This is a genomic window from Citrobacter arsenatis, from assembly GCF_004353845.1.
In the GTDB taxonomy this organism is placed as follows: domain Bacteria; phylum Pseudomonadota; class Gammaproteobacteria; order Enterobacterales; family Enterobacteriaceae; genus Citrobacter; species Citrobacter arsenatis.
In genome coordinates this window covers 87,317-110,829 of the sequence record NZ_CP037864.1, presented here as the reverse complement: position 1 = coordinate 110,829, position 23,513 = coordinate 87,317, and the positions used below count along the sequence as shown (strand labels likewise).

21 protein-coding genes and 4 tRNA genes are annotated in these 23,513 nt (G+C 53.9%); 8 read left to right on the top strand and 17 right to left on the bottom strand.

Annotated features, from left to right (window positions below):
• Positions 1-6 precede the first annotated feature (6 nt).
• On the top strand, positions 7-891 hold the full coding sequence (locus tag E1B03_RS01480; RefSeq protein ID WP_133085581.1) for an Rpn family recombination-promoting nuclease/putative transposase: 885 nt from the start codon (positions 7-9) through the stop codon (positions 889-891).
• 38 nt (positions 892-929) lie between these two features.
• Here E1B03_RS01480 and rhtC read toward each other — a convergent pair whose 3' ends face one another.
• The 3 genes from rhtC to pldA form a co-directional block, all read right to left on the bottom strand.
• Positions 930-1,550, bottom strand: a complete 621-nt coding sequence (gene rhtC, locus E1B03_RS01475; RefSeq protein WP_003828942.1) for a threonine export protein RhtC — start codon at positions 1,548-1,550, stop codon at positions 930-932.
• A gap of 64 nt (positions 1,551-1,614) precedes the next feature.
• On the bottom strand, positions 1,615-3,444 hold the full coding sequence (gene recQ / locus E1B03_RS01470) for an ATP-dependent DNA helicase RecQ (protein ID WP_103772012.1): 1,830 nt from the start codon (positions 3,442-3,444) through the stop codon (positions 1,615-1,617).
• Between the two features lie 88 nt (positions 3,445-3,532).
• Complete coding sequence (gene pldA, locus E1B03_RS01465) at positions 3,533-4,402, bottom strand: phospholipase A (RefSeq protein ID WP_079939623.1); 870 nt, start codon at positions 4,400-4,402, stop codon at positions 3,533-3,535.
• A 289-nt stretch (positions 4,403-4,691) separates the two neighbouring features.
• Between pldA and yigI the strand changes: the two genes are divergently transcribed.
• Both yigI and rarD read left to right on the top strand, forming a co-directional pair.
• Entirely contained in the window at positions 4,692-5,159 is a 468-nt protein-coding gene (gene yigI / locus E1B03_RS01460; RefSeq protein WP_003017917.1) for an acyl-CoA thioesterase YigI, read from the top strand.
• A gap of 51 nt (positions 5,160-5,210) precedes the next feature.
• Entirely contained in the window at positions 5,211-6,104 is an 894-nt protein-coding gene (gene rarD / locus E1B03_RS01455; RefSeq protein WP_133085580.1) for an EamA family transporter RarD, read from the top strand.
• Positions 6,105-6,177: 73 nt separating this feature from the next.
• On the opposite strand, the gene corA is transcribed toward rarD, so the two are convergent.
• From corA to lptM, 8 genes are all read right to left on the bottom strand, one after another.
• Positions 6,178-7,128, bottom strand: a complete 951-nt coding sequence (gene corA / locus E1B03_RS01450; RefSeq protein ID WP_003017920.1) for a magnesium/cobalt transporter CorA — start codon at positions 7,126-7,128, stop codon at positions 6,178-6,180.
• Between the two features lie 154 nt (positions 7,129-7,282).
• Positions 7,283-7,339: a YsgD/CorL family protein gene (gene ysgD / locus E1B03_RS26325; RefSeq protein ID WP_212723238.1), complete on the bottom strand. Its 57-nt coding sequence runs from the start codon at positions 7,337-7,339 to the stop codon at positions 7,283-7,285.
• Between the two features lie 265 nt (positions 7,340-7,604).
• Positions 7,605-9,767, bottom strand: a complete 2,163-nt coding sequence (gene uvrD / locus E1B03_RS01445) for a DNA helicase II (RefSeq protein WP_103772009.1) — start codon at positions 9,765-9,767, stop codon at positions 7,605-7,607.
• A gap of 88 nt (positions 9,768-9,855) precedes the next feature.
• Positions 9,856-10,572, bottom strand: a complete 717-nt coding sequence (gene yigB, locus E1B03_RS01440; RefSeq protein WP_103772008.1) for a 5-amino-6-(5-phospho-D-ribitylamino)uracil phosphatase YigB — start codon at positions 10,570-10,572, stop codon at positions 9,856-9,858.
• Positions 10,572-11,474: a tyrosine recombinase XerC gene (gene xerC / locus E1B03_RS01435; RefSeq protein ID WP_003017928.1), complete on the bottom strand. Its 903-nt coding sequence runs from the start codon at positions 11,472-11,474 to the stop codon at positions 10,572-10,574. Before xerC ends, yigB begins: the two co-directional genes overlap by 1 nt.
• Positions 11,471-12,178, bottom strand: a complete 708-nt coding sequence (locus E1B03_RS01430) for a DUF484 domain-containing protein (protein ID WP_103772007.1) — start codon at positions 12,176-12,178, stop codon at positions 11,471-11,473. Before E1B03_RS01430 ends, xerC begins: the two co-directional genes overlap by 4 nt.
• Positions 12,175-12,999 carry a diaminopimelate epimerase gene (dapF, locus tag E1B03_RS01425; RefSeq protein WP_079939627.1) on the bottom strand — a complete coding sequence of 275 codons (825 nt, stop codon included), beginning with the start codon at positions 12,997-12,999 and terminating at the stop codon, positions 12,175-12,177. The genes E1B03_RS01430 and dapF overlap by 4 nt, the downstream gene beginning before the upstream one ends.
• 48 nt (positions 13,000-13,047) lie before the next feature.
• Positions 13,048-13,251, bottom strand: coding sequence for an LPS translocon maturation chaperone LptM (lptM, locus tag E1B03_RS01420; RefSeq protein WP_003017937.1), 204 nt, complete (start codon positions 13,249-13,251; stop codon positions 13,048-13,050).
• 138 nt (positions 13,252-13,389) lie between these two features.
• On the opposite strand from lptM, the gene cyaY reads away from it, so the two are divergent.
• Positions 13,390-13,710 (top strand): iron donor protein CyaY, encoded by a 321-nt coding sequence (cyaY, locus tag E1B03_RS01415; protein WP_103772006.1) that lies wholly within the window; start codon positions 13,390-13,392, stop codon positions 13,708-13,710.
• A 75-nt stretch (positions 13,711-13,785) separates the two neighbouring features.
• Here the strand turns inward: cyaY and cyaA are convergent, their stop codons facing one another.
• Positions 13,786-16,332 (bottom strand): class I adenylate cyclase, encoded by a 2,547-nt coding sequence (gene cyaA / locus E1B03_RS01410; RefSeq protein WP_103772005.1) that lies wholly within the window; start codon positions 16,330-16,332, stop codon positions 13,786-13,788.
• Positions 16,333-16,727: 395 nt separating this feature from the next.
• Between cyaA and hemC the strand changes: the two genes are divergently transcribed.
• The 4 genes from hemC to hemY are packed head-to-tail and all read left to right on the top strand — an operon-like array spanning position 16,728 to position 20,823.
• Positions 16,728-17,669, top strand: coding sequence for a hydroxymethylbilane synthase (hemC, locus tag E1B03_RS01405; RefSeq protein WP_133085579.1), 942 nt, complete (start codon positions 16,728-16,730; stop codon positions 17,667-17,669).
• A complete protein-coding gene (gene hemD / locus E1B03_RS01400; protein ID WP_103772003.1) occupies positions 17,666-18,406 on the top strand; it encodes a uroporphyrinogen-III synthase in 741 nt (246 codons plus the stop codon). Before hemC ends, hemD begins: the two co-directional genes overlap by 4 nt.
• A gap of 21 nt (positions 18,407-18,427) precedes the next feature.
• Positions 18,428-19,621: a uroporphyrinogen-III C-methyltransferase gene (gene hemX, locus E1B03_RS01395; RefSeq protein WP_133085578.1), complete on the top strand. Its 1,194-nt coding sequence runs from the start codon at positions 18,428-18,430 to the stop codon at positions 19,619-19,621.
• A gap of 2 nt (positions 19,622-19,623) precedes the next feature.
• Positions 19,624-20,823, top strand: coding sequence for a protoheme IX biogenesis protein HemY (gene hemY / locus E1B03_RS01390; protein ID WP_016151234.1), 1,200 nt, complete (start codon positions 19,624-19,626; stop codon positions 20,821-20,823).
• Positions 20,824-21,404: 581 nt separating this feature from the next.
• Here hemY and E1B03_RS01385 read toward each other — a convergent pair.
• From E1B03_RS01385 to thrP, 5 genes are all read right to left on the bottom strand, one after another.
• Positions 21,405-21,481: transfer RNA gene (locus tag E1B03_RS01385), tRNA-Pro, on the bottom strand.
• A 41-nt stretch (positions 21,482-21,522) separates the two neighbouring features.
• Positions 21,523-21,608, bottom strand: a tRNA-Leu gene (locus E1B03_RS01380).
• 20 nt (positions 21,609-21,628) lie between these two features.
• Positions 21,629-21,704, bottom strand: a tRNA-His gene (locus E1B03_RS01375).
• 56 nt (positions 21,705-21,760) lie between these two features.
• Positions 21,761-21,837, bottom strand: a tRNA-Arg gene (locus tag E1B03_RS01370).
• 102 nt (positions 21,838-21,939) lie between these two features.
• Entirely contained in the window at positions 21,940-23,325 is a 1,386-nt protein-coding gene (gene thrP / locus E1B03_RS01365; protein WP_103772001.1) for a bifunctional threonine/serine APC transporter ThrP, read from the bottom strand.
• Between the last annotated feature and the right edge of the window lie 188 nt (positions 23,326-23,513).

Below are 23,513 nucleotides of genomic sequence, written 5' to 3'. Positions count from 1 at the left end.
TTAACGATGGCGGAAGTAACAACACCACATGACGCAGTATTTAAAACCTTCCTCTCCCGCGTGGAAACCGCGCGGGACTTTATCGAACTTCATCTTCCTCCCTCGTTAATCAAAATATGCAAACTGGAAACGCTCCGTCTGGAATCAGGCAGTTTTGTGGAGGACGATCTGCGCCCCTATTTCAGCGATATTCTCTACTCACTGGAAACCACCAGCGGACATGGCTATGTACATGTGCTCATTGAGCATCAAAGCTCACCGGATAAGCACATGTCATTTCGCCTGATGCGCTACGCTATCGCAGCGATGCAGCGTCATCTTGAGGCTGGAAACGACACTCTGCCGCTGGTTATTCCAGTGCTCTTTTACCATGGCAAGCAAAGCCCATGGCAAGGCTCAATGAACTGGCTGGATCACTTTGAGGATTCTGGAACCGCCCTTCAACTTTACAGCACACCATTTCCGTTGGTGGATGTGACGGTTATTCCAGATGATGAGATCATGCAGCATCGCAGCATGGCGGCACTGACATTAGTACAAAAACACATTCGCCAGCGCGACATGGCGCAGTTGCTGGATAAACTTACCCGCCTGTTTATGCTGGAGAAGATGAGCGGACAACAAATAACCGTGCTGGTAAACTACATGGTGCAAGCAGGGAATACACAAGATGTTCAGACATTATTGTATAAGCTGGCACAGCGGGTGCCGCAGCATGGAGAAAAACTGATGACAATGGCGGATCAACTAAAGCAGATAGGCCGTGAAGAAGGGAAGCGCATTGCCCTTACTGATGTAGCAAAAGCGATGCTCAAGCGAGGTCTTGATACCGACGCGATTATGGAAATGACCGGCCTTTCGAAGGATGAGCTACAGAAGCTTGCGCAATAAGCCGCATACCGCCTGGGACGCCCAGGCGGGTAACAATCTTAGCGCGAAATAATCAGGTGGATACCGAAGCCTGCGAACAGCGCGCCGGCAAAACCATCAATCCACTTCGCCAGACGCTGATAACCACGACGCATTTTCGGGAGTGCAAACAAGCTGGCAACCACGGTAAACCACGCCAGCGTTTCCACGATGATCAGGGCAAAGATCCCCCAACGCGCGCCCGTTCCCACGTTATCGCCAACGAACAATGAGAACACGGAGCCAAAGTAGATAATGGCTTTAGGGTTCGCCAGGTTGGTCAACAGACCTTTCAAAAAGCTGCGTCCGCTCTGCGCCAGCTCCACCTGCGGAGTGGGAGCCGCAACATCCTGTTTTTTAAACGCACCGCGCAGCATCTGATAACCCATCCAGCACAGATACAGCCCCCCGCCCACCATAATAATGGTGTGCAGCCAGGCCATTTTTTCGATAATCAGATGCAAACCAAGCAACGCCACGCCAGCCCAGACCATGACGCCACAGGTAATACCCAGCACGCCCATCATAGCTTCTTTGCGCGAACGGCTAACCGCGGTTTGAGAAACAAAGAAGAAATCGGGGCCAGGGCTCATCAGCGCAACGATATGCACCAATGCAACGGTGAAAAATAGCGTTAACATAAAAAATGACTCGCGGGGGAATAGTTCAGTGAGTCACCATCCTGGCACTTTTTTGCCCGGCTGACTACTCTTCGTCGTCACCATCAACGTGCGCGCGAATAAGCGCCATAAACTCTTTGCCAAAACGCTCAAGTTTACGCATCCCTACGCCGTTGACGCTCAGCATTTCGCTCGCTGAAACCGGCATCTGCTCGGCCATTTCAATCAGCGTCGCGTCGTTGAACACCACGTACGGCGGGATATTCTCTTCATCGGCAATGGCTTTACGCAGCTTACGCAATTTGGCGAACAGTTTGCGGTCATAGTTGCCACCGAAGGATTTCTGCATCACCCGCGGTTTCAGCGCCACAATACGCGGTACCGCAAGCTGTAGTGGAACGTCACCACGCAGCACCGGGCGCGCGGCTTCGGTTAGCTGTAACGCAGAGTGATGAGCAATATTCTGCGTCACCAGACCAAGATGAATAAGCTGGCGAATAACGCTAACCCAATGTTCGTGGCTTTGCTCGCGGCCAATGCCATAGACCGGCAGCTTGTCATGGGCCAGTTCGCGAATACGCTGGTTATTCGCTCCGCGCAGAACCTCCACGACGTAACCCATACCAAAGCGTTGATTCACTCGGTAGATAGTCGACAGCGCTTTGCGCGCATCCATGAGTCCGTCGTACTGTTTTGGCGGATCGAGGCAGATGTCGCAGTTACCACACGGCTCCTGGCGCCCTTCGCCAAAATAGTTCAGCAGCACCAGACGACGACAGGTTTGCGCCTCAGCAAACGCCCCCATCGCATTGAGCTTATGCCGTTCGATATCCAGAAGCTGTCCGGCAGGTTTCTCTTCGAGGCAACGGCGCAGCCATGCCATATCAGCCGGATCGTAAAACAGCATTGCTTCCGCCGGCAGGCCGTCACGTCCGGCACGGCCTGTTTCCTGGTAGTAGGATTCGATGTTGCGCGGAATGTCGAAATGCACCACGAAGCGTACGTTAGGTTTGTTGATTCCCATCCCAAATGCCACGGTCGCCACCACGATTTGCAGGTCATCGCGCTGGAATTTCTCCTGCACTTCAGCGCGTACGGCGTTTTCCAGCCCGGCATGGTAAGCCCCAGCGCTGATGCCACGGCTTTGCAGACGCGCGGCGGTGTCTTCGACTTTGGCGCGGCTGTTACAGTAGATAATACCGGACTTACCGCGCTGCTCTTGCACGTAGCGCATCAGCTGATCGAGCGGCTTAAATTTCTCCATCAGCATGTAGCGAATATTCGGACGATCAAAGCTGCTGATCTGAATTAACGGGTCATTGAGTCCCAGCAGACGCACAATATCCAGCCGGGTGGTTTCATCCGCGGTAGCGGTCAGCGCCACAAACGGCAGGGTTGGGAAACGCTGACGCAATTGTCCCAGCGCGGCATATTCCGGGCGGAAATCATGCCCCCACTGCGAGATACAGTGCGCTTCATCAACCGCCAGCAGCACCGGATTCCAGTGCGCCAGATGCTCAAGGAAGTTATCCAGCATCAGGCGTTCGGGCGCAATGTACAGTAAGCGAATCTGCCCACTGCGACAGCCTGCCATGACCTCAAGCTGCTGCTCACGACTTTGGGTGGAGTTCAGACACGCAGCCGCCACGCCGTTGGCCAGCAGTTGATCGACCTGATCTTTCATCAGGGAAATCAGCGGCGAAACGACAACGGTGAGTCCGTTAAGCAATAATGCGGGAATTTGATAGCACAGGGATTTACCGCCACCGGTCGGCATAACGACCAGGCAGTCACGACCAGAGATCACGGTATCAATGATTTCTTCCTGACCGGGGCGAAACTGTTGGTAGCCAAAGGTTTCCTGCAAAACCTGTTTAGCGCCCATTTCCAGATTCAACACTTCCGCCTGCGCCACATTAACCCCATTAGCCTGAAATAAAAACAGGCGCTATTTTCAGCGCCTGAGAGAGAAACTGCAATGATTAAAATACTCTCAATATCTGTCAGAAGATATCGTTGAGCATCACACCCACGCCAACACGGGTCTGATTGAAGTTGTAGTCAATCAGCGATTCGCCGTAACCGCTGTACACCTGGGTGTAAAGACGTACATGCTTCGTGATGGGGTAACTGGCCCCCAGCTCGGCGCCGCCGTAGCCGGTATTCCAGTTGTACTGGCCTTTCACACTGATGACCGCATCACCCAAGTGATAGCCCATTTTCAACTGATAGTAGCCCATATATTTGGTGATATCAGGGTTATCATCGGTGCTGCCAATAACGTACCACGGCTTAACTTCCACCAGCCAGTTACCGTTTTCAGCCATCAGACGGGTATAAAGACGGTTCCAACTGCGTGACGTAGGGTCGGACCGACCGTTGGAGTCATGGTTATAGCCCATTTCGACATCACGGAGCGTCCAACCGGCGAAGCGATAGTCGGTGGCAAAACCGAGGAACAATTGCGGTTCGTAGTTGGTTTCGCGAAACGGTGAAGACTCTTCACTGTTCGAAAGCTGCCACCAGGATTTCTGGGTATAGGAGCCGCCGAGTACCGAATTCGGCCCTAATATCCCGCGCCAGAGCGGAAACGCCAGGCTTAGCTGAAACTTAACCTCATCCTTGCGCGCATTCTCGGACCAGCTATAGCTGCTGATCGCTTCTTTGTTCATGTCGCTGGTATTGGTGTAGATGAGATAGTTGGTGTCATAAGGATAAAGCGTGAAAGGGTTGTCATGTTCCTGCAGCATGTTGGCGATAATACTGCCGCGAACTGCCGGTGCATCATGGATCTCTTTCACTGTCGCTTCCTGCGCATACGCGGTCAACGGCAGCATGACTGCTGGTAGTAACCATCCCAGAATCGCCCGCATCGGTAATGTTCTCCTGAACCAAAATATTGATGAATTGTATAATTATCTGGCAAGTATTCTATACCCTAAATAATTCAAATTGCAGGAAGGCGGCAAGTCTGTAACCCCCAGGAGCTTACTAAAGTAAGTGACTGGGGTGAGCAGACGCTGCCAACGCACATGCAACTTGAAGTATGACGGGTATACATACTTAGCGATTTCCTCGTTAGTCATCCCGTCCCAAAGTAGAAAACAACAAATAATAAGCATAATATCAACATTTCATTAACCATTGAGATGTAGGGATCGTATGTCTGCCGTACTTACTGCTGAGGAAGCGCTGAAGTTAGTGGGTGAAATGTTTGTCTATCATATGCCGTTTAACCGGGCGCTGGGACTGGAGCTTGAACGCTATGAGAAAGAATTTGCTCAATTAGCCTTTAATAACCAACCGATGATGGTCGGCAACTGGGCGCAAAGCATTCTGCATGGCGGCGTGATCGCCTCGGCGCTGGATGTCGCCGCCGGGCTGGTGTGCGTTGGCAGTACGCTGACCCGCCATGAGACGATCAGCGAGGACGAACTGCGTCAGCGGATGTCACGCATGGGAACAATCGATTTGCGCGTTGATTACCTGCGTCCGGGGAGAGGGAATCGCTTTACCGCCACCAGTAGCCTGCTGCGGGCGGGTAATAAAGTCGCCGTTGCGCGCGTGGAACTGCATAACGAAGAACAGCTTTACATTGCCAGCGCAACCGCCACTTATATGGTGGGGTAAGTGCCCAAAAACAGGTAAACTGCTGTTACATTTCTGAAATGAGTTTTCCCGATGGATGCTAAACAAACGCGGCAGGGCGTGTTACTCGCTCTTGCTGCTTATTTTATTTGGGGTATCGCTCCTGCCTACTTCAAGCTGATTTACTATGTCCCGGCGGATGAGATCCTGACGCACCGCGTCATCTGGTCATTTTTCTTTATGGTGGTGCTGATGAGCATCAGCCGCCAGTGGTCAGGCGTCAAAACGCTGCTACAAACGCCAAAGAAGATCTTCCTGCTGGCGCTCTCTGCAGTGCTCATCGGCGGAAACTGGCTGTTGTTTATTTGGGCGGTCAATAATCACCATATGCTGGAAGCCAGCCTCGGCTATTTTATTAACCCGTTGGTGAATATTGTGCTGGGAATGTTATTTCTTGGCGAGCGCTTTCGTCGCATGCAATGGCTGGCGGTACTGTTAGCCGCCTGCGGCGTCCTGGTACAGCTATGGACCTTTGGATCGCTGCCAATAATCGCGTTGGGACTGGCCTTCAGCTTTGCTTTCTATGGTCTGGTGCGCAAGAAGATCGCCGTCGAAGCGCAAACCGGTATGCTGATCGAAACTCTGTGGCTTTTACCCATTGCAGCCATCTATCTGTTTGGTATTGCAGACAGCCCAACCAGCCATATGGGGCAAAACCCCATGTCGCTTAATCTGCTGCTGATTGCCGCAGGTGTCGTGACCACCATTCCGCTGCTGTGCTTTACCGGCGCGGCAACCCGTCTGCGTCTGTCCACGATAGGATTCTTCCAGTATATCGGACCTACACTGATGTTCCTGCTGGCCGTCACCTTTTACGGTGAAGTTCCGGGGGCGGATAAAATGGTCACGTTTGCATTTATCTGGGTAGCGCTGGCGATTTTCGTGATGGATGCGATTTATACGCAACGACGGGTTCGTCGAAGCTAGAAGATTGCCGGATGGCGCTTCGCTTATCCGGCCTACAAAAGCACATCACCGTAGGTCGGATAAGTCACAGCAATTACAGCCAGTTCTTGCGCTTAAAGTACAGATACGGCGCCAGCCCCGCAAGCATCATAAAGACAATCGCCCCAGGGTAACCGAAGCTCCAGTGCAGTTCCGGCATGAATTCAAAGTTCATCCCATAGCTGGAAGCTACCAGCGTCGGCGGCAGGAATACCACAGATACCACCGAGAAGATCTTAATGATGCGGTTCTGCTCGATATTGATAAAGCCCATCGCCGCCTGCATCAGGAAGTTAACCTTCTGGAACAGCGATTCGTTGTGCGGAAGCAGGGATTCGATATCGCGCAGGATCTCACGCGCCTGCTCCAGCTGACTGCCCGGCAAACGCGCTTTACGCACCAGAAAGTTCAGTGCGCGCTGGGTATCCATCAGACACAGACGAACCTTCCAGCCGATATCTTCCAGTTCCGCCAGCGTCGACAACGCTTCGTCATATTCATCGCCCTGACGCCCTTCCATGATCACTCGGCTGAGTTTTTCCAGGTCGCTGTAGATGTTTTCGATCTCATCCGCCAGCTGTTCAATTTTGGTTTCAAACAGGTCAAGCAGCAGCTCGTAGGCGTTGCCATCCACCATCGCCTGATTACGCGCACGCATGCGGTACAGGCGAAAGGCCGGCAGTTCGCGCTCGCGCAGGGTAAACAGGCGGCCTTCGCGAATGGTAAATGCGACGGTTGAGTTACCCGCGTGATCGTCGGCATCTTCATAAAAGAAGAAGGAGTGAATGTGCAAACCGTCTTCGTCTTCAAAAAAACGTGCGGATGCTTCGATGTCTTCCAGTTCAGGGCGCGTAGCCAGATTCTGGCCCAAGTCCTTTTGCACACGGTTTCGTTCTTCGTCATCCGGCTCGACTAAATCGACCCAAACCGAACTGGCCAGGTGCTCGATCTCGTCTGCCTCAAGGCGAGTTAAACGATTGTTTTCCAGTTGAAATGCGCTCAGCATGACCGGGACTCCCAATGCAAAAAATTATCGGACAGTTCGGAGGGCACACAGAAACAAATTGGGTTTCAGACCATTAAACAGCCTGACTCAGCGCGACGGGAAAAAACAGAAGGTCGCTGACAACCGCGAAGGCTATCAGCAAAAAGGGATAGCCTTAGGAGTTGATCCTGGATGACAGGATAATGAGCCAGTATCTACTGGGTGTGTCCAAGGCGAATGTCCTCTTAGCGTAATCGTGCGCGCATGTTACGCCAGCAAAATTTTGACGTCAACACGCAACGGATGGCGAAAAAGTAATAATTTCCCCTTATACAGAAAGGTTAGCAGAGGGGAATTATTTATCTATGATTTCAGAATATTAACCGACAGATAGCCGGATGGTGGCTTTGCTTTAACCGGCCTACAAATCAAAATGTTACCCAGTGTGTAGGCCGGATAAGGCGCGCCAGCGTCGCCATCCGGCAAAGCCAAACCGGTTAAACCGTTTCCAGTCGGGCGTAGGCCGCCACCAGCCATTTAATCCCCTGCCCCTGGAACGCGACCTGCAAACGACTGTGCTCACCGCTTCCTTCCAGGTTGACGATGGTGCCCTCGCCAAATTTAGCATGGCGCACGCGCTGGCCGAGTTTGTAGCCGGTATCATTTTCCGCCATTGGCGTGCCCATCCGCTGATGGCTCACCGGACGGCTGACCGTAGCGCGCAGGCGAACCTCTTCAACGCACGCTTCCGGCAGTTCGCCGATAAAGCGCGACGGACGATGGTAAACCTCTTTGCCGTACAGACGACGCGTTTCGGCGTAGGTCAGCGTCAGCTTTTGCATCGCTCGGGTCACGCCGACGTAAGCCAGGCGGCGCTCTTCTTCAAGGCGACCGCCTTCGTCCAGCGACATCTGGCTGGGGAACATGCCTTCTTCCATCCCCACGATAAACACCTGCGGGAATTCCAGGCCCTTCGCCGAGTGCAGGGTCATCAGCTGTACCGCGTCCTGCCAGGTATCCGCCTGCCCTTCGCCCGCTTCCAGCGCGGCGTGAGACAGAAACGCCTGCAGCGGCATTAAGTCTTCGTCTTCTTCGTTGTAGCTGAACTGGCGCGTTGCCGTCACCAGTTCGTCTAAGTTTTCGATACGCGTCTGGCCCTTCTCGCCTTTCTCCTGCTCGTACATCATGCGCAGGCCGGAGTCTTTAATCACCCGGTCAGTTTGCACGTGCAGCGGCATATCCGTGGTCTCTTGCGCCAGTGCGTCAATCAGCTCCATAAAGCGCTGTAAGGCGCTTGCGGCGCGCCCGGCGAGGGCTTTTTCCTGCAACAGCTCACGACAGGCCTGCCACAGCGTTAGCTGGCGGTCGCGGGAGGTCTGACGCACCACATCTAAAGTACGATCGCCAATCCCGCGGGTTGGCGTATTCACCACGCGTTCAAACGCAGCGTCGTCATTGCGGTTAGCGATCAGGCGCAGGTAGGAGAGCGCATCTTTGATTTCCTGGCGTTCGAAGAAGCGCATCCCGCCATAGATCCGATACGGCATGCTGGCTTGTAACAACGCCTCTTCCAGTACGCGCGACTGGGCGTTACTGCGATAAAGAATGGCGCACTGTTCCAGTGCTCCGCCGTTGTCCTGCCAGCTCTTGATGCGATTGACCACAAAGCGCGCTTCATCAAGTTCGTTGAACGCGCAGTACAGCGAGATCGGTTCCCCATCAACGCCGTCGGTCCACAGCTTTTTACCCAGACGCCCGTTGTTGTTTTCAATCAGGGCGTTGGCCGCGCTGAGGATATTGTTGGTCGAGCGGTAGTTCTGCTCCAGGCGAATGGTTTCTGCACCGGGGAAATCCGTGAGGAAGCGCTGGATGTTCTCCACCTGCGCGCCGCGCCAGCCGTAGATCGACTGATCGTCATCACCCACGATCATCACTTTGCCGGTATCGCCCGCCAGCAGGCGGATCCAGGCGTACTGAATGTTGTTGGTATCCTGGAATTCGTCCACCAGGATATTGGTAAAGCGTTCGCGGTAGTGCTGCAGGATATGCGGCTTGTTGAGCCACAGTTCATGGGCGCGCAGCAGCAGCTCGGCGAAATCCACCAGTCCCGCACGGTCACACGCTTCCTGGTAAGCCTGATACACTTTCTGCCAGGTTTGCTCAACCGGGTTGCCGTAACTTTGCAGATGATGCGGACGCAGCCCTTCGTCTTTCTGGCTATTGATGAACCACATCGCCTGACGCGGCGGCCATTGCTTCTCATCAAGGTTCATCGCCTTGATCAGACGCTTAAGCAAACGCAGTTGATCTTCGCTGTCGAGGATCTGGAAATCCTGCGGCAAGTTTGCATCCATATGGTGCGCGCGCAGCAGGCGGTGCGCCAGACCGTGGAATGTGCCCACCCACATACCGCCCTGGCTGGTTCCCATGATCTGACCAATACGGTGGCGCATTTCCGCCGCCGCTTTGTTGGTAAAGGTCACCGCCATAATGGAGTACGGTGAGTTGTTCTCAACCGTCAGTAACCAGGCGATACGGTGCACCAGCACGCGAGTTTTACCACTCCCCGCGCCTGCCAGAACCAGCATGTTGCTGCGTGGCGCGGCCACAGCCTGGCGCTGTTCATCATTGAGGCTATCGAGCAGGTAAGAAACGTCCATTGGCACCGCCGCATAAAAGTAGGTAAGGCGGATAAGCGTCGCGCTATCCGCCAAAAAGCTGGGTATATATACAGAGTTCTGCTGGTGATTATATCAGCGAGGTCAGAGATGCCAACTGTGAAATTTCGATATGCGGCAGCAAACGGCTGTCTGCGGTTTGCATCAGGTCGGCATTTTCCGGTTTGATCCAGCAGGCCTGCATACCGCAACGGATAGCCCCCGCCACGTCTGTCGTCAGGTCGTCGCCCACGTGCAGGATCTCCCCCACGGGCATTTTCAGTTTTTCCGCCGCCAGCGCGTACATGTCGCTGAACGGTTTTGAGCGTCCGTCGGGACCGGCGCGCAGCACAAACTCAAAATAATCGCCCAGACCGAACAGTTCCGGCTGCGCATTACCGTTGGTGATCGCCACCAGCGGCCATTTGCGGGCCAGCGCCTTCAGCGTGTCATGCGTTGCCTGCGGGACATCAATACGGCTACGCCATTTGGCAAAATTCATCATCGCCGCGTTCGCCCCCATTCTGGCTTCTGCCTCTGACAACCCCGCCTCCAGCATAGCGCGCTCTACGGCGCGGTGACGCCATTGGGTAACATCGTGGTAGATTTCCGGCTCGGCGTCGCGAACGGCCTGTCGTAAGCGCTGTAGGTCGCTATTTTGCAGCGAATTCAACGCCGGATGGTAGTTCTGTACAAACGCGAGCGCTTCCTGCTCGGTGCGTGTGATAACGGGACGGTTATCGTAAAGGGTATCATCAAGGTCAAAGGTGAGCGCAGAAATGCGCCCCAAAGGCCGGTAAAAACGCATTATTTCCCCCGTTTGGCGCGCGGATGCGCCGCATCGTACACTGAAGCCAGGTGTTGAAAATCAAGATGGGTATAGATTTGGGTAGTGGAGAGATTGGCATGGCCCAATAACTCCTGCACTCCGCGCAGATCGCCGCTCGACTCCAGCATATGCGTCGCAAAAGAGTGGCGCAATTTGTGGGGATGTACGTGGCTGTTCAGCCCCTGCTTGATACCCCATTCCGCAAAGCGTTTCTGCACGTTCCGCGCAGAGATGCGTTTGCCCAGTTTTGACAGGAATAACGCATCGTCATCGCTGCCAAATAGCCCGCGCAGATCCAGCCAGTGCTCAATCCACGCCACCGCATTGCGGCCAATTGGCAGACGCCGCTCTTTACTGCCCTTGCCCATCACCCACACTTCGCCGGTGTCGAGATCGAGATGTTTAATATCCAGCCCAACCAGTTCAGATAAACGCAACCCTGCGCCGTACATCACTTCCAGCATTGCCCGGTCGCGCACGGCGAGGGGATCGTTGAGATCGATATCCAGCAGGCGATTAACATCGTCGACATCGATGTTTTTCGGTAAATGACGCGGGGCTTTCGGCGCGGAAACGCTTTTTGCCGGGTTGGCTTTCAACTCGCCCTGATTAACCAGCCAGTCAAAGAAACTGCGCAACGCGGAGAGACGCAGCGCCAGACTCGCCGGTCCCAGCCCTTTACGGCGGCTGCGCACGGCAAAGCTGCGTACCATGAGCGCATCACATTGTTGCCAGCTTTGCAGCCCGGTTTCTCCGGCTAACGCAATGATGGCATCAAGCTGACGCTGATAATTTAGCAATGTGATCGGGCTAAGCTGGCGCTCAACGCCCAGATAGCGCAAAAAGCGCGCCACATCCTGAGAAAGAGGTGAATCGGTCATACGCGTTCAATCCAGCGCTCCAGCAGTTCCGGCAACATCAGCGAGATTTCCTGCAATAATTGCGTTCCTTGTCCCTGCTGGTAATGATTTACGTCACGGCTGCTGAACAACATCACGCCCAGGGATCCATCTTGCCCCAACATCGACATAGCCACCGAGCCTATCGCTTTTGCCTCCGGCATCATGACCAGCAGTTCCGGACCATTGAGCGGACCAAGATAGTGCTGCGACTGGCCCAGACGCTGAATACGCAGCGGTTCAAAGGCCTGACGGCTTAATGCCAGATGGGTGAATTTTGATGGCGCGCCAAGTCGCCAGCGATCCGGGAACAGACGAACCGTCGCCCCGGCCAGCCCTAACTCACGCGCCCAGCGATGAAATCGCATCAGCATGTCGTCAAGACTGCTGGCCGACACCAGCCGTCCTTGCAGATTTAACAGACGATAGAACAGGCTTTCATTGGCGTTGGCTTGTTCCATCAACAACGCCATGTTCTCTTCCAGCACGTTAATATGATTACGCGCCCGCGCCATATGCCATTCCACTAAAGAGACCGAGCCCCGCACCGGATGAGGAACACGCATCGCTTCAACGGCCTGGGCATTACGGATAAAAAACTCAGGATTACGTTGCAGGTAATCGACGACCGCCCGGTCGTCCAGCTCCATGAGCGTTTCCTGTAGTTCTTCCCCTGGTTGCTTCATAAGTGAATAAATCCGTCGTAGACATGTGCCGCCGGGCCAGTCATATACAGCGGATGACCCGGACCTTTCCAGGCGATATCAAGTCGACCACCCGGTAATTCCACCTTCACTTCTTCTGCCAGCAGACCCTGCTGGATACCGACCGCAACAGCGGCGCACGCACCGCTGCCGCAGGCCTGTGTTTCACCCGCGCCGCGCTCATAGACGCGTAGCCGGATATGCTCGCGTTTTACCACCTGCATAAACCCGATGTTGGCGCGTTCAGGGAAGCGTTCGTGGCTTTCCAGAACCGGCCCCAGTGTTTCTACCGTGGCCGTATCAACATCATCAACCTGAATCACGCAGTGCGGGTTCCCCATTGAAACCACGCCGCACAATACTGTCTGTTCAGCTGCGCGCATAATATAGGTCTTCTCTGCTTTGTTGGCGCGAAACGGAACCTGCGAGGGTTCAAAGTTGGGTTCACCCATGTTCACCCGTACCAACTCGTCGTCGGTTACGGTTAATACCATACGACCATTCGCGGTACTGACGCGAATATCACGCTTATTGGTCAGCCCTTTCAGGCGAACAAAGCGGGCAAAACAACGGGCACCATTGCCACACTGTGACACTTCACTGCCGTCAGCATTAAAAATACGGTAGTGGAAATCCAGCTCCGGATCGTACGGAGGTTCAACCACCAGCAGTTGATCAAATCCAACGCCGAGATGCCTGTCGGCCAGGCGACGGATCAGCTCTGGTGAGAAAAAGACATTCTGCGTTACCGCGTCGACGACCATAAAATCGTTGCCAAGGCCATGCATTTTAGAGAATTGCATCATTCACTCCGTTCACGCGGGTACAGAAATGTAAATCTATTCCTGCCGTCAGTAATTCACCTGAGAAGGTCCGTCGCTAATCCCACGATCGTTTTTCTCAGGCGTGGTGGATTGCGATTGCGGCTGAACGCTCTTGGTCGGAGGCGGCGCGGTTTTATCTGCTGGCGGGAAATAGAGCGGGCCTTTTAGCCCACAGCCCGTCAGGCTGAACAGAGTAAAAATGACAGCGAGTGGCTTTAACACGTTTTTCATTATCGATTGCCTGTAAAGTTCATGCTTTCTGTTTTCTATCATCGCAGGAGAAGGCGTAAAAGCAAGAGTTTGCCTGTAATCTGCAACGCGTTTTGTTTCAGGTTATACTGCCGTCATCACGAAAAACAGGATAAGAAAATGAACGACAGTGAATTTCATCGCCTTGCTGACACCCTGTGGATGACCATTGAAGAGCGTCTGGACGACTGGGATGGCGACAGCGATATCGATTGTGAGATCAACGGCGGCGTGCTGACCATTAGCTTCGAAAACGGCAGCAAAATTATTATTAACCGTCAGGAGCCGCTGCACCAGGTGTGGCTGGCGACCAAACAGGGCGGCTACCACTTTGACCTGAAAGGCGACGAGTGGATCTGCGATCGTAGCGGCGAAACGTTCTGGGCTCTGCTGGAACAGGCGGCAACGCAGCAGGCGGGGGAAGAGGTAAGCTTTCGTTGATTTATTTGCCGGATGCGCTTTGCTTATCCGGCCTACAGTTTGCCCGGTAAGCGTCGCGCCACCGGGCAAATTAACTCACGAGAAATACTGCTGTAACAGCGGCGCGTCATTGTCCTGACTGGCTGGCGGAACGGCGCTAATTGGTTGGGTACGGAACGGGATCACCTGCGCGCGCCCGTCGGTTTTCACAATCTGATAGAACTGCGGCAGGTTAAAGTTGATGAAGCTGGAGCCGTAGGTAAAGCGATCGTGCGACGACGAGTAGAAGCGGCTGACATCGCGTACCAGTTCCTCTTTGCTTCCTTCGCAGTGGTGATACACCTCGGCCCGATTACTTTCGTCCAGAATGTAGATGTTAAAGCCCTGCTCATCACCCGTTTCTTCGAAAAAGAACTGAATGATCCCTTCGCTGGCAAAACCGTCTACCACCGACGGTAGTTTCACATGGTTGGTCTCAACCTGGACGGAAAGCCCATGCAGTTTGTTATGTGAAATCGCGCCATAGAATTCAATTGCATTTTCCAGCTTCTGTACCGAAACGTTCAGGCGCTCGAAAAACAGTCCCCACGTCTGCCCGGAAACGCGCAGCGCTTTGAAGCGGCCGGTTTCCTGACGGGTGCTGGAGAGACGTAATTCGATGCACTCAGACACCAGTTGCTGCACGCGGGTGCGAATTAATCCACGCAGATGCTGGCTATAGCAGAAGACCTCGACGCTATCCGGCGGCGCGGCATCCTGGTGCATTTTGCCCAGAATCGTTTTTAACGCTTCAATCATCGCCTGCTCGCCGTTGAAGTGCAGTGTACGCACTTCATTCCACGAGTTGCGGTACAGCAGGTCGACGCTACCCACCAGGCAATTTTGTTCTTCGCCAAAGCTGAAGACGTCCAGCTTACGGAAATCAAAATGCACCACCTGATTGCGAAACGCCGCCGTCGGGTCATATTCAAGGTTAACAATAATCGCCAGATGGCGAATTTCACACGGGCTATAGAGCGCTTTCGGCGTTGGCGCGGGCAGTCGCAGCGGGAAGTGGTGCGACACGTCGGCGACCATTTCCTGCAGCTTCGGCAAATCAACAATGCCGTTGCCCTTAATAAACAAGTGGGTACGCGAGGTCAGCAGGCCGTTGAACCAGGCCCACGCCACCAGCTTATTGAGATAGCGGTTATATTCCAGCGGCTGATGGCTGATGATCGAGTCCATGTTAGGCGCGCGGTTATAGAGATACCAACCTGAACGGTTGGCACGGCCCGGCGGCACATGGATAAAGGTCAGATTCGGTTCTGAGAGGTCCGGAGATATCTGCGGGTTCACCAGCGTGACTTTACCGGGTAACGCTTCAAACGCGGCATACAGCTTACGGGTCAGCACGCCGATATCCTGCGGGCTGGCGCTGACGCTGAGGTTATTGCGCCGCGCAAAGCGGATCAGATTACGATAGCTCTGCATCATCGCATCGAGCAGCTCGTTATGCGCTTCGCGTACCTGGTCAATCTTCCAGTTAGCGCGGTTATCCAGCATGGTCAGACGGGCATCATCCCAGCCCCACTCTTTCACTAACTGACTTAAGACTTCACGACGCCAACCCACGCAGGCGCGCTCGCGGCTCAGTTTCTCACACACTTTTAAGTAGAAACATCGACGCACTAAATCCAGGCGCGTCGGATCTTCGATCGCCGTCAGGTACTCGGTAACGCGCTCAAGCATCATGCAGTAAGGGTCGAGACCAAAAGAGACGATCTCGCCATCGTGCAGGCGCTGTTTTATATCTTTCGCCAACAGGCGTGGATTGGGATATTCCCAGGAATAGGCTTCCAGCAGCAGCGTTTTCAGCACCGCTTTGTACGGGGAGTCGATACTCTTGTACAGCTGCCACAGGCTGGCGCCAAAGTACTCTTCGGCGGAGAGCGAACTGAGCCCGCCGAGATCCAGCCATTCGTTTGGCGTTAACACCCCCTGTGCGTAGAGCGTCATGACGTAATCGTCGTAATGCTCTTCTTCGTCGCCCGGCACCATATTCCACAGAATACGTTTCCCCGCGAGGCGCACAGCGGTACGATAGAATTCATCAAGCAACAGGATATGCTGCGTCGAGCCACAGTCTTCACCACCGAGACTGCCGCTTTCATTATGACGGAAACGGTTTTCATCAATCAGGAAGAAACTGACTTCTACGCCCAGCGAAGCGGCCCAGCTTTCAAGCAGGCTACATTTACGCTGCAGCAGTTGGCGCTCTTCGCTATCCAGCCAGGATTGATGGCAGACCCAGATATCAAGGTCAGAGGAACAGCTTTGCCCTACCGAAGAGGTGCTACCCATTGAGTAAACGCCGGTAATCGGCAATTCGCCCTTGGGAGGATCCTGCGGCGACATGCCGCGGTACAGTTCCAGTTCGTTCAGGTAGTGGCGTTGGGTTTCATCAGGCGTGTAAAAGCAAATGCCTTTGGGAACGTTACCATCGAGGTAACCCGGCATCAGTGGATGGTGGTAGTGCAATAATGTCGGCAGCAGACTGTATACCTGCTGGAAGGCAGGTCCCATGGCAGCAAGCGCGCGATCCACACGCAGTTGATTTATGGCATCCAGTCTCTGTTTCAGAGTCTCAATATAGAGGTACAAGACGTATCGCCTGATGTTGCTATCCGTCATATTGGCGATTGCTGCGGCGCAAGCGCGCACATTAATCGTCATCAATTCGGATAAACCGTATGTCAAAAATAACCGTTACCTGTTTTTCGGCCATATTTTTTTATGCTGTACAGCCGAAAAAATGGTCTAAAACGTGATCAATTTAACACCTTGCTCATTGACCGTAAAGAAAGATGCGCTACATACAAGTGTAGCACCGTTCGTTACGTGTAAATTCCTTCATACGGTCGGGAGGTTTCTCGTCATTATTCACTGCCAGTGACGATGCAGCGCCTTTTTCCTCTCACTTACGTTTGAGCGTAACGCTGACATCCCTTTGATAAGGATGTTAGGATGGTCAATGATTGATAATGACGGTAACAAGCATGTTAGACAATGTTTTGAGAATTGCCACACGCCAAAGCCCCCTTGCGCTCTGGCAGGCACATTATGTCAAAGACGCCTTAATGGCAAACCACCCCGGTCTGATCGTGGAACTGGTTCCGATGGTAACCCGTGGCGATGTGATCCTTGATACCCCGCTGGCGAAGGTCGGGGGGAAAGGGCTGTTTGTTAAAGAGCTGGAAGTCGCGCTGCTGGAAAAACGCGCCGATATCGCCGTGCACTCCATGAAGGATGTGCCGGTTGAATTCCCTGACGGTCTTGGACTGGTCACTATTTGCGAGCGAGAGGATCCGCGTGATGCTTTCGTCTCAAATAAGTACAACACGCTGGATGAACTCCCCGCAGGCAGCATCGTCGGGACATCCAGTTTACGTCGCCAGTGCCAGTTGGCAAAACAGCGCCCGGACCTCGTCATCCGTTCGTTGCGCGGCAACGTGGGCACGCGTCTCAGTAAATTGGATAACGGCGATTATGACGCCATTATCCTGGCGGTCGCCGGATTAAAACGTTTAGGTCTTGAGTCGCGAGTCCGTACCGCTCTGCCGCCGGAAGTCTCCCTGCCCGCTGTCGGGCAAGGTGCCGTAGGCATAGAATGTCGACTGGATGATATGCGCACTCAGGCGCTGTTAGCGCCGCTCAACCATGAAGAAACCGCGCTACGTGTCAAAGCCGAACGCGCCATGAACACCCGCCTTGAAGGGGGATGTCAGGTCCCTATCGGCAGTTATGCAGAACTCATCAACGGTGAGATTTGGCTGCGGGCGCTGGTAGGCGCACCTGATGGTTCGCAGATGGTATGCGGAGAACGTCGCGGCGCTGCGCAGGATGCCGAACAGATGGGTATCTCTCTGGCAGAAGAGCTATTAGAGAACGGTGCGCGCGCCATTCTGGCTGAAGTTTACAACGGAGAAGCCCCCGCATGAGTATTCTGGTCACCCGCCCGTCTCCCGCAGGGGAAGAGTTAGTGAGCCGTCTGCGCACACTGGGGCAGGTGGCCTGGAGTTTTCCGCTCATTGAGTTTTCACCGGGTCGGGAACTGGCAACGCTTGCTTCCCGACTGTCGGCGCTGACGGAGAACGATCTGGTTTTTGTCCTTTCGCAGCACGCCGTCACCTTTGCAGATGCCGAACTTCAGCAGCAAGGGAAAAGCTGGCCCTCCCTTCCAGGTTATTTTGCCATTGGTCGCACTACGGCGCTGGCGCTGCATACCGTTAGCGGTTTCAATATTCGCTACCCTCTGGATCGGGAAATCAGCGAAGTCTTGCTACAATTACCTGAATTACAAAATATTGCGGGAAAACGCGCGCTTATATTACGCGGCAACGGTGGCCGTGAGCTGATAGGTGAAACCCTGACGGCACGCGGAGCTGATGTCGATTTTTGTGAATGTTATCAACGCAGTGCAAAACATTACGATGGTGCGGAAGAAGCGATGCGCTGGCAATCCCGTGGCGTGACCACGGTGGTTGTCACCAGCGGAGAGATGCTACAACAGCTCTGGACGCTCATTCCGCAGTGGTATCGTGAGCACTGGTTACTACGCTGTCGGCTGCTGGTCGTCAGTGAGCGTCTGGCGCACCTCGCCCGGGAACTGGGCTGGCAAGATATTAAGGTCGCTGATAACGCCGACAACGATGCGCTACTACGCGCATTACAATAACTCTCATAATGGGATGCCATAATGACGGAACAAGAAAAATCCTCCGCCGTGGTTGAAGAGACCAGGGAGGCCGTGGAAACCACGTCACAGCCAGTTAATACTGAAAAAAAGAGTAAGAACAGCACGGCGCTGATTCTGAGCGCTGTGGCGATTGCTATTGCTCTGGCAGCAGGCGTTGGGCTATACGGCTGGGGGAAACAACAGGCAACAACACAAACGGCAACCAGCGATGCGCTGGCGAACCAGCTGACGGCACTGCAAAAAGCGCAGGAAAGCCAAAAAGCTGAGCTGGAAGGCATTATAAAACAGCAGGCAACGCAGCTGGATGAAGCCACTCGCCAGCAGGCGTTGCTGGTAAAACAGCTTGATGAAGTACAGCAAAAAGTCGCTACTATCTCCGGCAGCGATGCCGGGACATGGCTGCTGGCGCAGGCTGATTTCCTGGTGAAACTGGCCGGTCGCAAATTATGGAGCGATCAGGACGTGACTACCGCCGCGGCGCTGCTGAAAAGCGCTGACGCCAGCCTGGCGGATATGAACGACCCGAGCCTGATTACCGCGCGTCGCGCGATTACCGACGATATCGCGAGCCTCTCCGCGGTGACTCAGGTCGACTATGACGGCATTATCCTGAAAGTAAATCAGCTCTCTAATCAGATCGATAACCTGCGTCTGGCCGACAACGACACCGACGATTCGCCGATGGATTCCGACAGCAGCGAGCTTTCCAGCTCGATCAGCGAATGGCGCGTCAATCTGCAAAAAAGCTGGCAGAACTTTATGGACAGCTTTATCACCGTGCGCCGTCGTGATGAAACCGCCGTCCCGCTACTGGCACCGAACCAGGACGTTTACTTACGTGAAAACATCCGTTCCCGCCTGTTAGTGGCCGCCCAGGCTGTGCCGCGTCATCAGGAAGAAACATACCGCCAGGCGCTGGAAAACGTCTCGACCTGGGTGCGCGCCTACTACGACACCGACGATGCAACGACCAAAGCTTTCCTTGACGAGGTAGACCAGCTGAGCCAACAAAGCATCAGCATGGACGTACCGGAAACGCTGCAAAGTCAGGCTCTTCTCGACAAACTAATGCAGACCCGCGTCCGTAATTTACTGGCGCAACCTGCCACAGCGCCGGTCACCGCCGTTCCTGTACCGGCACCGGCACCGGCACCGGCAACAGACGCTCCGGCAACTGCGCCGCAAGGAGAATAATGATGCTAAAAGTATTATTGCTCTTTGTGCTGTTGATCGCCGGGATCGTTGTTGGCCCGATGATTGCCGGTCATCAGGGCTACGTGCTGATCCAGACGGATAATTACAATATCGAAACCAGCGTGACGGGCCTGGTGATCATCCTGATCGTCGCCATGGTCGTCCTGTTTGCGATTGAATGGCTGCTGCGCCGAATTTTCCGTACAGGCGCGCATACCCGCGGATGGTTTGTTGGTCGGAAGCGTCGTCGCGCCCGTAAGCAGACCGAGCAGGCGCTGCTCAAGCTGGCAGAAGGCGATTATCAGCAGGTTGAAAAACTGATGTCGAAAAACGCCGATCATGCAGAACAGCCGGTAGTGAATTACCTGCTGGCGGCAGAAGCGGCTCAGCAACGTGGCGATGAAGCGCGTGCCAACCAACACCTTGAGCGTGCCGCTGAACTGGCCGGGAATGATACGATCCCGGTAGAAATCGCTCGCGTTCGCCTGCAGCTGGCGCGTAATGAAAATCATGCCGCACGCCACAGCGTAGATAAACTGCTGGAAGTGACGCCACGTCATCCGGAGGTGCTACGTCTGGCTGAACAGGCCTATATTCGCACCGGCGCATGGAGTTCGTTACTGGATATCATTCCATCTATGGCAAAAGCGCACGTGGGTGATGACGAGCACCGCGCTATGCTGGAACAGCAGGCATGGGTTGGTCTGATGGATCAGGTTCGCGCCGATCAGGGCAGCGAGGGGCTACGCGCCTGGTGGAAAAACCAGAACCGTAAAACCCGTCACCAGGTTGCCCTACAGGTGGCGATGGCTGAACATCTGATTGAGTGTGACGATCATGACACGGCGCAGCAGGTCATCATTGATGGTCTGAAACGCCAGTATGACGACCGTCTGGTGCTGCCGATTCCGCGTTTGAAAACCAATAACCCGGAACAGATAGAAAAAGTGCTGCGCCAGCAGATTAAAGCCGTCGGCGATCGTCCGTTGCTGTGGAGCACGCTGGGGCAATCGTTAATGAAGCACGGCGAATGGCAGGAAGCCACCCTCGCCTTCCGTGCTGCCCTCAAGCAGCGCCCGGATGCCTATGATTACGCCTGGCTTGCTGACGCGCTGGACAGGCTGCATCAGCCGGAAGAGGCCGCAACAATGCGTCGTGATGGCCTGATGTTGACCCTGCAGAATAACAATCCCCCGCAGTAATTCCCTTTTGCCCGGTGGCGCTTCGCTTACCGGGCCTACATATTTTTCAATCGTATACAAAAATCATTCGGGAAGCAGCTTGAAGGATGACGTGTATATGCATAAAAAAACGCCCGCTCGGTAAGGAGCAGGCGTTAAACAGGTCTGTATGACAACATAATGGGTGCTTCACTCAACGTTATGTCCATGGTGTTTGATGAGGCTATATGCTTCATCCTTCACGCTGTCTCTTCGCTGGCTGCGCACGCTCACCCCTGTCACTTACCTTTGTAAGCTCCGGGGGATTCCCGTGCTGGCCGTCTCGACACATCATGAATGATTTAGCATATAAAATACGACATCTGTCTGTGGACGATAAGCACCGTAAACGGCTCTGCATCATTCCTGAGTTTATGAGGCCAGATGGCGAACATAAGAGATGGAATGAGCATCTACCCGTATATTATTGCACAACGCATGCCACGATTGCACTGCAAAAACTATGGATTCGAACTTTTTAAGACTTGAGGTAATTCGCGGGAATAAGGGCTGAGGAGGGAAAATCAGAAAACAAAAAACCCCGCCGAAGCGGGGTTCAAAATTGGTCGGCGAGAGAGGATTCGAACCTCCGACCCACTGGTCCCAAACCAGTTGCGCTACCAAGCTGCGCTACTCGCCGTTTTACTGCTTTTTGAATTTTTAGTTCAATTCTTTAAGTCGTGGTGCGAGGGGGGGGACTCGAACCCCCACATCCTAAGGACACTAACACCTGAAGCTAGCGCGTCTACCAATTCCGCCACCTTCGCATTTCACAACTTTAAATTAATGGGGTGGCTAATGGGATTCGAACCCACGACAACTGGAATCACAATCCAGGGCTCTACCAACTGAGCTATAGCCACCACTGCAAATCTTTTACGCGGTATTAAAACCACCGCAGCTCCGGCACCTTACTAAATGGTGCGCCCGACAGGATTCGAACCTGAGACCTCTGCCTCCGGAGGGCAGCGCTCTATCCAGCTGAGCTACGGGCGCTTAGCGCCGTTGCGGGGCTGGATATTACGGAGGTCTCGGTCTTCTGTCTAGTGCTTTTTTAAAATAAATTATCGTTTGGTCATGGTTTGTGCGTTTTGTCGCTTATTCCCGCAATTTATGGGCTGTGCCATGACGATTCAGACCAAAAACCTTATAAATGAGCGTCACGGCCAGTAAGAAGATAATGCCAACAAACAGCGACATTCGGGTATCTTCATTAAAATACATGCCGATTAATACGCAAATCAGGAACGCCATCGTCAAATAATTCGCCCATGGGAACAAAATCGAGCGGAAAGGATGACTGGCAATCGCCGCTTTATGCGCCTGACGGAAACGCAGCTGGCTTATCAGGATCACAAACCACGGCACCATGCCCGGCAGCACGCTGGCGCTATAGACATAAACGAACACGCGCTGCGGGTTGGGAATGATGTAGTTCAGGCACGAACCAATAAGCAGGATCGCGATAGAAATAGCCACACCAGCAACCGGCACGCCATGACGAGATACTTTTCCTACAACGGATGGTAGCTGCCGATTCTTTGCCAGCGCGTAGAGCATCCGCCCACAGCTGTACATGCCGCTGTTACAGCCAGATAGCGCCGCCGTCAGCACCACAAAGTTAATAATCCCTGCCGCGGCGGTAATACCGATCTTGGCAAAGGTGAGAACAAACGGGCTACCGTTGCTGCCAATCTCATTCCACGGGAAAATAGTGACGATAACAAAGATCGCACCAACGTAGAAAATCAGAATACGCCAGAGCACTTTGCCCACCGCGCTACGCAGCGTGACCTGTGGATTCTTCGCTTCACCCGCAGTAATGCCGATCAGCTCTACGCCCTGGTAAGACGCCACAACAATACACAATGCCGTCAGGAAGCCCTTCCAGCCGCCGGCAAAGAAGCCGCCGTGCTCGGTCAGGTTGCTAAAACCGATCGCCTGGCCACCGTTGCCAAAGCCGAAGAAAATCACCCCTAACCCAATGACGATCATCACAATGATGGTTGTCACTTTGATCATGGCAAACCAGAATTCAATTTCGCCATACAGACGAACTGCGGCGAGGTTAGCCAGCGCCACCAATCCGACCGCAATCAGTGCGGGTATCCATTGCGCCATTTCCGGGAACCAGAACTGAACGTACACCCCGATAGCGGTAATCTCTGATATCCCCACCGCCATCCACATAAACCAGTATGACCAGGCGGTGAGATAGCCAAAGAAGGGGCTCATATAACGATGGGCGTAAACAGCGAATGAACCGGCAACCGGCTCGAGGAACAACATCTCCCCCATGGAACGCATGATGAAAAAGACGAACAGCCCGGCGACGATGTAAGCCAGCAGAACCGAAGGACCCGCCCATTTCAGGGTACTGGCAGCCCCCATAAACAGTCCAACGCCAATAGTGCCCCCAAGGGCAATTAATTCGATGTGACGAGCCTCCAGCCCACGCTGTAGCTCAGGTTTGTTTTCGGCCATAAATCCTCTTGTTGTGTTTGCATGCTGTCCGGTATTACCGGTTCTCGTTATGGGTACATCTTGTTATGCCATAACAGGCCATACGGCACCGACCGCTTAACGGTTGGCGCTAAAAACACCACGGCACTGTAATGATTGTTGCGAATGGTTTCCTAAAATCGCTTAAATGGCAATTAAAGCATTCAAAA